Source organism: Paenibacillus nuruki (assembly GCF_963311185.1).
Lineage (GTDB): Bacteria > Bacillota > Bacilli > Paenibacillales > Paenibacillaceae > Saccharibacillus > Saccharibacillus nuruki.
This window is the reverse complement of the sequence record NZ_OY725677.1, coordinates 1,640,588-1,654,400: the sequence shown is the minus strand read 5'-3', so window position 1 is coordinate 1,654,400 and position 13,813 is coordinate 1,640,588. Positions and strand designations below refer to the sequence as shown.

12 protein-coding genes are annotated in these 13,813 nt (G+C 39.6%); 1 reads left to right on the top strand and 11 read right to left on the bottom strand.

What is annotated here, in order from left to right; genetic code table 11:
• The first annotated feature begins 153 nt into the window (after positions 1 to 153).
• Complete coding sequence (locus tag RCP16_RS07380) at positions 154 to 717, top strand: GNAT family N-acetyltransferase (protein ID WP_069328626.1); 564 nt, start codon at positions 154 to 156, stop codon at positions 715 to 717.
• A gap of 28 nt (positions 718 to 745) precedes the next feature.
• Here RCP16_RS07380 and RCP16_RS07375 read toward each other — a convergent pair whose 3' ends face one another.
• The 11 genes from RCP16_RS07375 to RCP16_RS07325 all read right to left on the bottom strand — a co-directional run bounded on the left by RCP16_RS07375 (position 746) and on the right by RCP16_RS07325 (position 13,609).
• Positions 746 to 1,249, bottom strand: a complete 504-nt coding sequence (locus RCP16_RS07375) for a ferritin (RefSeq protein ID WP_069328627.1) — start codon at positions 1,247 to 1,249, stop codon at positions 746 to 748.
• Positions 1,250 to 1,442: 193 nt separating this feature from the next.
• Positions 1,443 to 1,799, bottom strand: a complete 357-nt coding sequence (locus RCP16_RS07370) for a DUF948 domain-containing protein (RefSeq protein WP_137221904.1) — start codon at positions 1,797 to 1,799, stop codon at positions 1,443 to 1,445.
• 62 nt (positions 1,800 to 1,861) lie between these two features.
• A complete protein-coding gene (poxB, locus tag RCP16_RS07365; RefSeq protein WP_308642020.1) occupies positions 1,862 to 3,589 on the bottom strand; it encodes a ubiquinone-dependent pyruvate dehydrogenase in 1,728 nt (575 codons plus the stop codon).
• Between the two features lie 182 nt (positions 3,590 to 3,771).
• Complete coding sequence (locus RCP16_RS07360) at positions 3,772 to 4,494, bottom strand: YebC/PmpR family DNA-binding transcriptional regulator (RefSeq protein WP_069328630.1); 723 nt, start codon at positions 4,492 to 4,494, stop codon at positions 3,772 to 3,774.
• A gap of 247 nt (positions 4,495 to 4,741) precedes the next feature.
• A complete protein-coding gene (locus RCP16_RS07355; protein ID WP_069328631.1) occupies positions 4,742 to 5,083 on the bottom strand; it encodes a hypothetical protein in 342 nt (113 codons plus the stop codon).
• A gap of 170 nt (positions 5,084 to 5,253) precedes the next feature.
• Entirely contained in the window at positions 5,254 to 6,810 is a 1,557-nt protein-coding gene (abc-f, locus tag RCP16_RS07350) for a ribosomal protection-like ABC-F family protein (RefSeq protein ID WP_273594043.1), read from the bottom strand.
• A 144-nt stretch (positions 6,811 to 6,954) separates the two neighbouring features.
• Positions 6,955 to 8,682 carry an assimilatory sulfite reductase (NADPH) hemoprotein subunit gene (cysI, locus tag RCP16_RS07345; RefSeq protein WP_137221898.1) on the bottom strand — a complete coding sequence of 576 codons (1,728 nt, stop codon included), beginning with the start codon at positions 8,680 to 8,682 and terminating at the stop codon, positions 6,955 to 6,957.
• A gap of 63 nt (positions 8,683 to 8,745) precedes the next feature.
• A complete protein-coding gene (locus RCP16_RS07340) occupies positions 8,746 to 10,587 on the bottom strand; it encodes an assimilatory sulfite reductase (NADPH) flavoprotein subunit (RefSeq protein WP_308642462.1) in 1,842 nt (613 codons plus the stop codon).
• 164 nt (positions 10,588 to 10,751) lie between these two features.
• The gene (locus tag RCP16_RS07335; protein ID WP_308642019.1) at positions 10,752 to 11,930 is read right to left on the bottom strand and encodes an alanyl-tRNA editing protein; all 1,179 of its coding nucleotides are present in this window, start codon (positions 11,928 to 11,930) and stop codon (positions 10,752 to 10,754) included.
• A 192-nt stretch (positions 11,931 to 12,122) separates the two neighbouring features.
• A complete protein-coding gene (locus RCP16_RS07330; RefSeq protein WP_308642018.1) occupies positions 12,123 to 12,563 on the bottom strand; it encodes a GNAT family N-acetyltransferase in 441 nt (146 codons plus the stop codon).
• 23 nt (positions 12,564 to 12,586) lie between these two features.
• Complete coding sequence (locus RCP16_RS07325; RefSeq protein WP_308642017.1) at positions 12,587 to 13,609, bottom strand: acyltransferase family protein; 1,023 nt, start codon at positions 13,607 to 13,609, stop codon at positions 12,587 to 12,589.
• Positions 13,610 to 13,813 lie beyond the last annotated feature (204 nt).

Below are 13,813 nucleotides of genomic sequence, written 5' to 3'. Positions count from 1 at the left end.
GAAACCATACTAATGTGACTTAATAATCATTTATATTATTTCTAACTTTACCTCTTTTTACCTAAGAAGGAAATGAAATATTTTACGTTGGTTAGAATATAGGATGTTTGGTCTAATAGAATAAGGAAAGCGATATTGTGGAGGGAGAACGGTATGACATCATTACAATGGGTTACAACTACAACATGGGATGAATCATTATGGCAAAAGATTCAACCGATTTATGAAGAAGCATTTCCACATGGAGCGAAGCCCAAAAGGATATTGCGTACCATGCTGGAGCAAAATCATACGTTTATTCATGCTTTAATGGATCAAGATCAGGTAATAGCGATGGCGATCACGGGTCTGGTCGGTTCTTCTGCTGAATATATATTAATTATTGATTATATGGCTGTGCATCACGATTGGCGTGATCAAGGAATTGGGATGTCTTTTTTGGAACAGATCAAGCAATGGGCGATTCAGGAGTATTCTTTGGCGGCTATTGTGATCGAAGTGGAAGCTGAGGATACTCCGCTCAATCAAAGCCGATTATTATTTTGGGAAAAGTGCGGCTTTATTGCGACCTCTTATGTACATCAATATATCTGGGTTCCCGAACCTTATCGTGCAATGGTATTACCTGTACAAGCTGACTTTGTTGTCGATGATCAAGGAGAATCTCTATTTCGTCATATTATTTCTTTCCATGAAAAAGCCTACCGTAAAAGGTAGGCTTTTTGGATTTTAGTTTTTTATTTTATTATAGTGCAGGAGCAGTGAACGAACGTCCAGCAAATTCGGTATCCATCATATAGAAAGCATTACTGTCTTGTTCAATACGACGTAACTTTTGGATTAGATTATCGAACAAAGCCTCTTCTTCTACTTGCTCATCGATAAACCATTTCAAGAAATAGATGGTTGCATGTTCACGCTCATTAAGCGCTAAATCTGCCAGATGATAAAACTTCTCTGTATTTCGTTTCTCATGTGCATAGCCGTGTTCAAATACATCAAGCATCGATGTGTATTCGTTGGTTGGTTCAGGCATCGCTGTAAGTGTAGCACGGTATCCACGGTCATTTAGAAATTTGTAGATTTTCATCGCATGGAAACGTTCTTCTTCTGCTTGAACAATAAAGAAGTTAGCAAATCCATCCAGACTTTCTCCTGAACAGTAAGCAGCCATTGCCATGTACGTATGCGCCGAATAAAATTCAAAGTTCATTTGTTCGTTTAAAGAATGTATTAATTCATTTGCCATGATTCAGACACCTCGACCTCTATGTAATATAGATTGATTATAACACAGAATTGTCGAACTTATTTTGAATATCTAGTGACTCTCAATTGTGACCAAGTATTGTATCATCTTGTATGTTAATGATTGAACTACAAAAAAACAGGATCATATGCACAAAAGTATGCAGATGATCCTGTTGATTTGTTTATGATGATTAATAACGAGATGAGGATTGAAGTGAAGGTTGATGTTCACCTGTGCTTTCAGAATAAGTAGACGTAGATGTCGTCAACGTTGATTCTTCTTTCATCGAAAATAGTGCTTTCACTTCATGCAGACATAACATGAATGAGTTACCGATTTCTTTGGTATTATCCCCTGCTCCTTTAATCGTCGCCATTGCTACTTTCAAGTCAGCAGACTTTTGTTGCGCTTCACCTTTAATACGATCTACATTTTTCTTTACACCATCTACATCTTTTTTGACATCATCCAAAGTCAATTTGATCTGGTCTGCGGTAGCTTTACATTTGTCGATACTTTTTTTGATATCTTTAATCGGGTTACCCATAAGAGTACCTCCTTGTGTTTTTCTTTGTTTTCTCATACTATCTATTACCCAAAAGAAATGATTTAACGTAAAAGATTACTTTTTGCCAAATCAATGATCTCATCACCACGTCCATTAAGGATCGCTTTCATACTCCATACTGTAAATCCTTCTGCTTGTTTGAGTGTGATTTTCGGTGGCATGGATAGTTCTTGACGGTTAATGACCACATCAAGTAGTACAGGGCCATCATGAGCAAGCATACGCTCAATTGCAGAAGGAAGGTCAGCAGGATCTTCAACTCGAATCCCCATAATACCTAACGCATTTGCTACAGCCGAAAAGTCAGGGTTCACAAGCGAAGTCCCTGTTTCAAGAAAACCTGCTGCTTTCATTTCCAGTTCGACAAAGCCAAGTGCGCCGTTATTGAAGACAACAGTCTTGATAGGCAATTGATGTTGTTTTAACGTCAATAGATCGCCCATTAACATCGATAACCCACCATCACCGGATAAAGAGATCACCTGACGCTCTGGAGCGGTGGCTTGCGCTCCGATCGCTTGTGGAAGTGCATTTGCCATCGTCCCATGATTAAATGAGCCCAAAAGACGACGTTGACCGTTCATTTGTAGATAACGAGCCGCCCATACCGTTGGCGTTCCGACGTCTGCTGTAAAGATCGCATCAGTAGTCGCTGCATCACTTAACAGTTTCATGAGGTACTGCGGATGAATTGGAGTATGCCCTGGTTTGCCAACAGCTAATTCATCTAATCCTTCGCGTACTTTGGTATAACGATCTACACATTTCTGCAAATGATTCGAATCATGTTCTGTTGTAAGTAAAGGTAATAATTGTTCTATCGTATGTTTGACATCTCCGCAGAGTCCGTAATTCACATTTGTCCGTCTTCCGATATGAGAAGGATCAATATCCACTTGCAAAATAATGGCTTTCTCAGGATAAAATTGACGATACGGGAAATCAGTACCTAGCATTAAGAGTACATCACAATCCATCATCGTATGATAACCGGAAGAATAACCAATCAACCCTGATAAACCTGCAAAATAAGGATTGTTGTATTCTAAATGTTCTTTCCCTCTAAGCGCAGTCACCATTGGAGATTGCAATCGTTCTGCTAATTGCATCACTTCAGCATGAGCGCCTTTACATCCTGCACCACATAATAGACTAATTTTCTTACCTTCGTTTAAGTAGGTAGCTAGCTTTTGCAATTCATCTGTAGAAGGGTGAACGACTGGACGAGTCACATGACCGGGAATTTCAGATACAGGATGTTTCCCTGCTTCTAGTGCAGCAATATCTCCGGGTAAAATAATAACGGATACTGTAGATTGCGCTATAGCTGTCTGGATCGCCATGTTGATCGTACGTGGCATTTGCTTCTCTGTCATAATCGTTTCACAAAAAGCACTACATTCTTGAAAAATTTGTTCTGGATGTGTCGCTTGGAAATAACTACTTCCAATCTCATCACTTGGAATATGAGCAGCAATGGCTAGCACAGGTACACGATTACGATAACAATCATACAATCCATTAATTAAATGCAGATTACCCGGGCCACTACTTCCTGCACAGACAGCAATACTACCTTCTAATTCCGCTTCTGCTCCTGCGGCAAAAGCAGCCACTTCTTCATGACGAACATGAATCCACTGGATTTGACCGGATCGACGTACAGAATCCATAATAGCGTTTAATGAATCGCCTACGATTCCGTAAATGCGTTTAACACCTGCATTGATTAATGATTCTACAACTGAATCTGCAATATTTTTTTTCATGTACAGTCACCTTCTCATTTCCTATAGTCTATTCTTTATTTAATCTTTCGACATAATTCATTCTTTACCCGCAGAGTCACCTTTCTCAAACAATATGTAATTATATACAAAAGCCCTTTACCGAATAAACAGGCAAAGGGCTTAAAGTAATCTATCATATATCCTACTACATACGTAGAATCTTAATCTTCGAACTCTACATTGTGATAAACCTGTTGTACATCTTCCAAGTCTTCAAGCGCATCAATTAATTTTTCAAATTGTGCATACGCTGCTTCATCCGGAAGAGTAAGGTAATTTTGTGGCAACATCGTTAATTCAGCAACGGTAAATTCAGTAACACCGGCTTCTTTGAACGCTTCTTGTACAGCATGGAATTGATCCGGTTCAGCATAGACAATAACCGCTTCATCTTCTTCAAGAATATCGCGAGCATCAACATCTGCTTCCATCAAAATTTCCAAGACTTCATCTGCTGTTTTGCCTGTGATTCCGATTACTGCTGTAGAATCGAACATGTAAGCAACAGAACCAGCCACGCCCATATTACCGCCGTTTTTGTTAAAAGCAGAACGAACTTCTGGTGCAGTACGGTTTACGTTATTGGTTAAAGCGTCCACAATAATCATAGAACCATTTGGACCAAAGCCTTCATAACGAAGTTCAGCATACTGCTCATCTCCGCTACCTTTTGCTTTTTCAAGTGCACGATCGATAATCGCTTTAGGTACGTTATATGTTTTTGCGCGTTCAACAACGACTTTCAATGCACGGTTAGTTTCCGGATCGGGATCGCCTTTCTTCGCAGCTACATAAATTTCAACTCCAAATTTGGCATAGACACGACTTGTGTTAGCGTCTTTTGAAGCTTTCTTCTCTTTAATATTATTCCATTTACGGCCCATAGTTATCCCGCTCTCTTTCTAATATTAAATCTATATAATCAGTCAGTGTCTAATTATACTCGTAAAAAGATGCGTGAACAAGTTCATTCCTGCTGTTTCTGTTCATTTTGGTTCACAATAACGTGCATATCTAGTCATCTTTTCCAAATAACAGCACTTTCAGCAGGTGTTCATTTGCCTTTAGGACGGAATGTTTCGTCAGGATAACCTTGTATCTATGTACTTCTCCATTCAATCCTATTGACCATTATTCATTGGTCTTGAACTTACGGATATTTACAATAATATTATAGATCGTGCCGACAATATATACAGCAAGCAGTACATAAGCAATCATATTAGCTGTAGTGGATTTGACATAGATTAATAGATAAAGAGCAACAAACAGAAATTCAGTATTGATAAAAACAAACAGCAGTTTTTTCGCAATTTCTTCAGGTGTAAAGGCAAGAACCCCATGGCTAGGTTCCACGACTGCTCCACTTTGCTTACGTTTGTTACTGAGACTCATCCAACGTAGACCTGTCATGATAATCCCTACAGCAATTAAACCAATCACGATCAATAAAGCAATCTCCAGATTGTTCATTTGATTCTCCTTTGAAATGAATAAAAAGTAGTCGATCTCTCTTATTAATGTAAGATTAGACTTCGTTTTACATTATACAATAACTTTTATATCAATATATACATTTAAAAATAAACAATAAAAAAGAGTGCCTGTAAGCACTCTTTCTACTGTAAGCTCTATTTATTAACTTAAAATACTTTTGTTGTCCAATCTTCACAATTCCAAGTCTCTGTCACGATATCACGATAGAATTCAGGTTCGTGAGAGATCATCAAAATACTGCCTTTGTACGCTTGAAGCGCACGTTTAAGCTCGTCTTTGGCATCGACATCCAAATGGTTCGTCGGCTCATCCAGTACAAGAATATTCGTTTCACGATTAATCAATTTACAGAGACGAACTTTAGCTTTTTCGCCACCGCTCAGTACAGCAATTTTACTTTCGATATGCTTGGTCGTTAGCCCACATTTCGCTAGTGCAGCACGAACTTCGAACTGGGAATACGAAGGGAACTCTTTCCAAATCTCTTCAATACAAGAATTGTAATTGTCACCTTTCATTTCTTGCTCAAAATAACCAATTTGCTGATGTTCTCCACGTTGTACGGTACCCGAAATCGCTTGAATTTCGCCTAGAATGCTACGTAGTAATGTCGTTTTACCGATACCGTTGGCACCGACTAAAGCGATTTTTTGACCACGTTCCATTTTGAGATCAAGCGGTCTGGACAATGGCTCATCATAACCAATAATCAAATTGTTCGTTTCGAAAATCAATTTGCCTGCGGTACGACCGACTTTGAAGTTGAACTGCGGTTTCGGACGTTCTTGTGCAAGTTCGATCACATCCATTTTATCCAGCTTCTTCTGACGGGACATCGCCATATTACGAGTCGCTACACTTGCTTTGTTACGTGCTACAAAGTCTTTTAACTGTGAAATCTCTTGTTGTTGACGCTTGAAAGCAGATTCGAGCTGTTGTTTTTTCATATCATAGACTTCTTGGAAGTAATCATAATCGCCTACATAACGGCTTAATTCCTGATTTTCCATATGGTAAATAATATTGATCACACTATTTAAGAAAGGAATATCATGAGAGATCAGAATAAAAGCATTCTCATAATCAAGCAAATAGCGCTTCAACCATTCAATATGCACTTCATCTAGATAGTTGGTCGGCTCATCCAGCAAAAGGATATCTGGTTTTTCAAGCAGCAATTTGGCAAGTAAGACTTTGGTACGTTGACCACCACTGAGATCGTTCACATCTTTATCAAGACCGATATCTGTTAATCCTAGACCACGCGCCGTTTCATCGACTTTGGCATCGATCAAGTAGAAATCTTGAGCAGTTAGTGTATCTTGAATCGTACCCACTTGCTCTAACAATTCTTCTAGTTCTTCAGGAGTCACATCTCCCATTTTGCCGTACATATCATTCATCTCTTGCTCCATATCAAGCAAGTATTGGAAAGCACCTTTTAATACATCACGAATACTCATGCCTTTATCCAGAATAGCATGTTGATCCAAATAACCTACACGTACACGCTTCGACCATTCTACTTTACCTTCGTCCGGCTGTAATTTGCCTGTAACGATATTCATAAAAGTAGACTTACCTTCACCATTCGCTCCGATTAAGCCGATATGCTCGCCTTTTAGCAGACGAAATGATACATCTTTAAAAATAGCACGATCACCAAATCCGTGACTTAACTTCTCTACATTTAATATACTCATGGTTGATATAACACCTTTTCTGTTAGACTTTTTTCCTCGTTTTATTATAGGGGGAAATCGTTAACAACTCAATAAAAATCCTTTACAGTATCTTGTGCACTGCAAAGGATTTTTGATGATATCTATTCAACTATATAATAATGATTAAGCATGGAACTGCATACCATCTAATACTTCTTCTACATAGCCTGCACGAATTACAAAATCACCGAAATGCTCGCCAGCGATCCGTTCTTTGGCATATTGGTTCACCATCGGACGTAGTGAGTTCAAAATCTCTTCTTCACCAATGTTTTCTTTGTATAGCTTGTTTAGACGATGCCCTGTAAAGCTACCGCCTAGATACATATTGTATTTCCCAGGAGCTTTACCGATAAATGAAATCTCCGCGAGTGCTGGGCGTGCGCATCCATTAGGACAACCTGTCATACGAATCACGATATCTTCATCACGTAGACCTGCTTCTTCTAAGATTGGTTCAATCTTATCAATCAATTCAGGTAAATAACGCTCTGCTTCTGCCATCGCCATTCCACATGTTGGTAACGATACACAAGCCATCGAATTACGACGAAGAGCAGAATAATGAGCACCTGCGGTTAATTGATGACGCTCAATCAGTTCTTCAATCTTTTTCTTTTTGCGATTGCTTACATTACCGATAATTAGATTTTGGTTAGCTGTTAAGCGGAAGTCACCATCATGAATTTTGGCAATTTCACGTAAGCCTGTCATCAACTGATAATCACCATCATCCATAATCCGTCCATTTTGAATAAATAACGTCAGGTGGGATCTGCCATTACTGCCTTTCACCCAACCGTAACGATCTCCATTATGGTCAAAATGGAATGGACGTGCACTCTGCAACTGCCAGCCTAGACGTTCATGTAATTCGTCTACAAACCACTGTAGACCACGATCATCAATCGTATACTTGAAACGAGCATGCTTACGTACCGCACGATCACCATAGTCACGCTGTATCGTCACTGTTTTCTCAGCTACATCAATCATTTGCTCTGGTGTGCAGAATCCAATCACTTTGGACACTTGCGGATATGTTTTGTCATCTCCGTGTGTCATGCCCATACCGCCACCCACTGAAACGTTGAATCCGAGCAATACATCATTTTCGACCACAGCGATAAAGCCTAAATCTTGTGAAAATACATCTACATCATTAGAAGGTGGAACCGCAATCCCAATCTTGAACTTACGTGGCAAATAGACTGCACCATAGATCGGTTCTGGTTCTACATCATTGCTGTCGATAATCTTCTCTTCATCCAACCAGATCTCGTGATACGCTCTTGTCTTCGGATCTAAATGTTCACTGACTTTACAAGCCCAATCATACACTTGAGCATGTACATCTGATTGATAGGGATTCGGGTTACACATCACATTACGGTTCACGTCTCCACAAGCCGCAAGTGTACTCAGTAGCGACTCGTTAACTTCACGAATCGTGTTTTTTAGATTCCATTTCAATACACCATGCAACTGAAACGATTGACGTGTCGTTAAGCGAATCGTATCATTGCCGTATTTATGAGAAATACTATCCATCATCAGCCATTGTTCCGGTGTCACTACACCACCAGAAGCACGCACACGTAGCATAAATTGATAAGCAGGTTCTAACTTCTGCTTATTACGTTCGGTACGTAGATCACGATCATCCTGCATGTAGCTACCATGATGTTTCATTAGACGGTTATCATCTTCTGGAATCGAACCGGTAATCGGATCTTTCAATGTTTCCTCTAAGCTACCTCGTAAATAATTACTATTGCGTTTGATATCCTCAACATCGCTATGCGCTCGATCATGTGGAGGATACGGTTTTTCTTTTTCTAGATTCCCCATCTAACTGTCTCCTCTCGATATCTACAGAATGAATCACGTTCAACCGCTTGGAACCTTGAACGTTTAATACACATCCCGTTGATAACGTTTTTCCTGTTGCATCCGTGTTAAATATTCAGTCGCTTCTTCAGGGCTTAATTGACCTTCTTGAGCGATAATTTGTTCAAGTGTTAAATGTACATCGTTCGCCATCTGTTTCTCATCACCACATACATAGATAGCCGCACCTTCTTGAAGCCACTCGAATAACTCTTTGCTACGTTCTAACATGCGGTGCTGTACATAGACTTTGTCAGCTGTATCACGTGAAAAAGCAACATCCATACGAGTTAACGCACCATCTTTAAGCCAGCGTTGCCATTCGGTCTGGTACAAGAAATCAGTAGCAAAATGCTGATCTCCATAGAATAACCATGACTTACCAGAAGCTCCTGTTTCTTCACGTTCTCCAACAAATGCTCTAAAAGGCGCTACTCCTGTACCCGGGCCGATCATAATAATCGGTGTCTCTGGATTCTCAGGTAAACGGAAATTATCATTATGCTGAATATAGACAGGTAATGTATCACCCGCTTCTAGACGCTCTGCCAAATGAACCGAGCATACGCCATAACGTTCACGACCTCTTGCTTCATAACGAACCGCTCGAACAGTAACATGAACTTCTTCTGGGAAAGCTTGCGGACTACTTGCAATCGAATACAAACGGGCAGGAATTTTACGTAATACTGAAGTGAATTCTTGGGCAGACACACCTGTAAAAGAATGATCTTGTATCAGATCCAGCAGATCAATGCCGCTGATATAAGCACGAAGGTCTTGTTCACGACCCGGTGCGACTAATGCTTTTAGTTCATCACTTGAAGATAATTCTGCTAATTGCTGAACAATCGGCTTGGTAACTGTTGTAATCTCATAATGATGAAGCAACGCTTCGTGTAAAGAAGCTTGATCGCCATGTTTGCTAATCGTAACGATATCATCACTATTCCAGCTCATTGCAGAGATGATATCATTAACTAATTGCGGATGATTCTGTGGATAGACACCCAGACTATCGCCAGGTTGGTATTCCAGATGTGAACCTTCTAATGAAAGTTCAATATGGCGAGTCTCCCGACTGGAACCACGTCCGTTCAGGTTAAGGTTCTCCAATACTTCAGCTCGAAAAGGATTCGTCCGTGTATATTCTGATTCAACTGTACTGGATACCGCAGGTTGATCTGTTGTAGCAGGACTAGCTGAAGCGGTTGCCGATTGCGTCAAAGCAGCCAGTACATCATTCATCCATGCTGTTGCCGGTTCTTCGAAATCCACATCACAATCAACGCGAGGTACAAGGCGTTCTGCACCCAACTCTGCTAAGCGCTTGTCGAAATCTTTTCCAGTCTGGCAAAAGAATTCATATGAAGTATCGCCCAATCCTAATACTGCAAAACGTGCATGTTCTAATTGAGGCGCTCGTTTACTATGCACAAATTCGAAAAAAGGAATCGCATTATCCGGCGGATCTCCTTCTCCTTGAGTACTTACCACGATCAGCAGATTTTCTACTTTTTTCAATTGATTAGGCTTGAAGTCGCCCATCGATGAAAGTGTAATCTGAAAACCTTGCTCTTCTAATTTTTTAGACATCTTTTTCGCTAAGCCGTTACTATTACCAGTCTGTGATCCAAAAAGGATCGTTACGTCTTTGGAAAAGGATACCGTGTCTGTTGTTGTAGGGCTTGTCTCTACTGGCGTAGCAACAGCGCTTGCTGTTGTCGGACCTGCCGCCGTTTCAGGCAATGCCGCAATATATCCACTAAGCCAAATACGTTGTGTGGTATTTAGCGTAGGCAGAAGACGATTCAGCAGATCGACCTGCTCTTGATTAAAAGGACTATTCATCACTTGAAGTTCCAACAATATCCACCCCATCTGTAGCATCCTGCGATACTAATTCCTAGTATTGTGATCAGAATTAATTTACTTCTTTGAACTTATCATAGTGCGATGTAGCGGTCAATTGACTTCCAATCAGAATGCCTTATAGTACTTATCAGTTCTGCTGATAAACGGTGACCTATTTAATGCATAATGCCGAGTTGTTGTTCTGCAAAAGTATAAAAGGCGATGAGATCAGCTTCAGATGTAAATGTAGCTTGCGCAGACAGATCACTTCCTCCACCTTTTCCATTAAACGTCGACAGATGCTCTTTAAAGAAAGCTCCGCATTTTAACTGAGGATGACCGTTCTGAGCTAGAAATACTTTGTATTCACTTAAAGTTGCCAAAAGTACAGTCAATGGTTGCTCAGCCATCAAGTTTGCCGCTATACGTTGCAAATCAGGTAATGTTTTGTGTTCAAACATATGAGTTAATTGTTGATTTTGAATCTGAGACGATAATTGCTTGGCTTCATGTATATCGTTAGCTTTACGCAATTGTTCTAATTCTGTTTTGAGTTGTTGTTGATCTTCTTCCCATTTGCCAAAGCGTTCTAGAATGTCTTTGCGACCAGTATTGAATTTGACAGCAAGCGTATTCAAAATATCCAGACTATCGTTATAATCTTGAAGAGCACGAGCACCGCATTTGAAATATAGACGGATACTCCCTTTTTGTTTTTCAGCTTTGAACAATTTGATGATGCCGATCTGCCCAGTTTGCGCTACATGTGTGCCTCCACAAGCATTATATTCAACACCTTCTATCTCCACGATTCGAATATGTTCAGTCACTTTAGGCATTTTGACGATGGGTAATTGAGCCAATTGTTCTGCATTAACAAAATAACTTTTTATTGCCAGATTATTATAAATACGTTGATTAACCGCTTGCTCTAATGTAGTCATTTCTGCATCACTAAACGATGAACGGTCAATATCTATTGTGACCATATCTTGTCCCAAATGAAAACTAAGTGTCGGGGCATCGAATAATTGAAGTGCTGTCGCTGATAATAAATGCTGACCGGTATGATGTTGCATATGATCGAATCGACGTTCCCAGTTCAATTGACAGTCTGCTTGATCCTCGATTGGTAATCGCTCTACTTGATGCCAGATAACCTCTTCTTCTTTCACTACATCCAGTACAGCAATATCATTAATAACTCCTGTATCACAAGGCTGTCCTCCACCATGCGGGTAAAAAGCAGTCTCTGCCAAACGAACAAAGTGCTGCTGATCTTGTTCCTTGCGTTCGACAATCGTGGTTGTCCATTCTCGCAAAAATGAATCGTTATAATATAAAATAGCTGACATAATCATTTCCTTTCTTCATATACACGTTCTGATTTATACTTCATTATCATATCTTGCCGATAGGGAGTCGTCTAGTGAACGTCATATCTATTCTGTCTCATACCCACGCAATCAATCATAATAAAAAAACGTTAGTGAAGTATCTGCAACAGATTCTACTACTGATCTGTTCAACACATACTTCATTAACGTTTAAGAGAAATGCTTGATCATTTGACGATGATTAATGCCGATTTCAGTAAAAGCTTCTCCGATCGACAAGTAATTCATTTTTTCATAAAAAGGAATAGCATTCTCACGCGCATGTAACATAATCGTTGTATATCCTTCAGTCACTGCTATATGTTCGGCGAGTTCGACCAACTTTTTACCCACTTGCTTTCCTCTAGCCGTTTCACTCACAGCAACCTGCTTCATCTGTACTTGCTGTGAATCAAGCGGACGTAATAACAGAACACCGATAGTGTCTTTATCAAGAGTGGCACAGATATGAATATCGTGTTGCTCCTGTTGCCACGGATCGTCCCAGATACTGAGTCCTAGAGGTTGCCGTAACACCTGATCACGTAATTCCAGACAAGCTCGATATTGATCTGTATTCCAATCGATGCGCTGTACTTTCATATCTTCCATATGTTCCTCCACCTATACTTGGTTTATTCAGTCTGGCTTTTGCGATTAGAACGACTCTGGCTATGTTTTAATAATAATTTCATTTTAGGTTCGACTAACCATTTGAAAAGGTAACGGATACTGCTAAAAGATAATACCATCGTTAACATAATGCCTAAAGGAATTAATAATAACTTCTCAGTCGTCGTTGTAAAATGAGTATAAGCATCGCCTGCTGTCAGATACAATACAATAAATCCATGTAGGAGATACGTATATAGCGTATTTGTCCCCATTGTCGATATCCATGGAAGTGAGCGCTGAGGAATCAAAATCATTACCATTCCACCAATCAGTACAGCAGCCACATAGACAGCAACTCGATAAAGTCCAGCACTCCATTCAGGATGTCCTAACGATTCATAGGAGAAGCTTCCGAAAAACCATTCTTTTTTATACATATAACCATACGAAGACATTATCACATACGTTAATATCAATCCGACGCCTGAAATGATACGCATTGGAGTGGTACGCAACTTCTCGATCCATGATTTATCCATATAATAACCGATGAGAAAGAAAGGGAAAAACACAAGTGTACGCGATACGCTGGCGTAATATTGAGCATCATTTGCATATCCAGCAAGTATAGCGATCCCAATAACAATAGGTAGAGCATAACGAATACGAATAATATAAGGCATTGCGACTTTCCACAAAATCATACTTAAAAAGAACCACATCAACCAGTAAGGGGTAAAATAAGAAAACTTCAATTCTGCTCGATCATATATCCAGAAATCAAATAACGAATATAATGACTCAAACAGCAAATAAGGCACAATTAATCGACTGATAACTTTATTCAAATAATTACCGCTACCAATATTTTTAGCAAAGTAACCGGATATCAGCACGAATAAGGGAATATGAAATGTATAAATCATCAAATAAATTGGTCGCAGTACTGGATCTTCATTTAAAGGCTCAATTAAATGGCCAATAACGACCAATGTAACCAGAAGGAATTTTAAATTATCAAAATAATAATCTCTCGTGTTCATCTCTTTCGCTCCTTTGCTAGAAGAAAAATGCTATCAAAGACTAGCCGTTCTTCTAGTTCTGTGCTGAGAGGGCACGTTATTATAGGGGTATCTATAGGAATTGAATTGTAAATTTATGCATGTTTTACCCTACAATATTGTTCGTGAATCGCTAACACATTTCGTACGATTATAACAATGCTTGTATGACTATGCCACTTTAGC

What these genes read in the sequence shown, in the direction of transcription:
- RCP16_RS07370 (WP_137221904.1), bottom strand. Translation starts at nt 1,799, where the DNA reads ATGGGTAACCCGATTAAAGATATCAAAAAAAGTATCGACAAATGTAAA.
- RCP16_RS07360 (WP_069328630.1), bottom strand. Translation starts at nt 4,494, where the DNA reads ATGGGCCGTAAATGGAATAATATTAAAGAGAAGAAAGCTTCAAAAGAC.
- abc-f (WP_273594043.1), bottom strand. Translation starts at nt 6,810, where the DNA reads ATGAGTATATTAAATGTAGAGAAGTTAAGTCACGGATTTGGTGATCGT.
- RCP16_RS07375 (WP_069328627.1), bottom strand. Translation starts at nt 1,249, where the DNA reads ATGGCAAATGAATTAATACATTCTTTAAACGAACAAATGAACTTTGAA.
- poxB (WP_308642020.1), bottom strand. Translation starts at nt 3,589, where the DNA reads ATGAAAAAAAATATTGCAGATTCAGTTGTAGAATCATTAATCAATGCA.
- cysI (WP_137221898.1), bottom strand. Translation starts at nt 8,682, where the DNA reads ATGGGGAATCTAGAAAAAGAAAAACCGTATCCTCCACATGATCGAGCG.
- RCP16_RS07335 (WP_308642019.1), bottom strand. Translation starts at nt 11,930, where the DNA reads ATGTCAGCTATTTTATATTATAACGATTCATTTTTGCGAGAATGGACA.
- RCP16_RS07355 (WP_069328631.1), bottom strand. Translation starts at nt 5,083, where the DNA reads ATGAACAATCTGGAGATTGCTTTATTGATCGTGATTGGTTTAATTGCT.
- RCP16_RS07380 (WP_069328626.1), top strand. Translation starts at nt 154, where the DNA reads ATGACATCATTACAATGGGTTACAACTACAACATGGGATGAATCATTA.
- RCP16_RS07325 (WP_308642017.1), bottom strand. Translation starts at nt 13,609, where the DNA reads ATGAACACGAGAGATTATTATTTTGATAATTTAAAATTCCTTCTGGTT.
- RCP16_RS07330 (WP_308642018.1), bottom strand. Translation starts at nt 12,563, where the DNA reads ATGGAAGATATGAAAGTACAGCGCATCGATTGGAATACAGATCAATAT.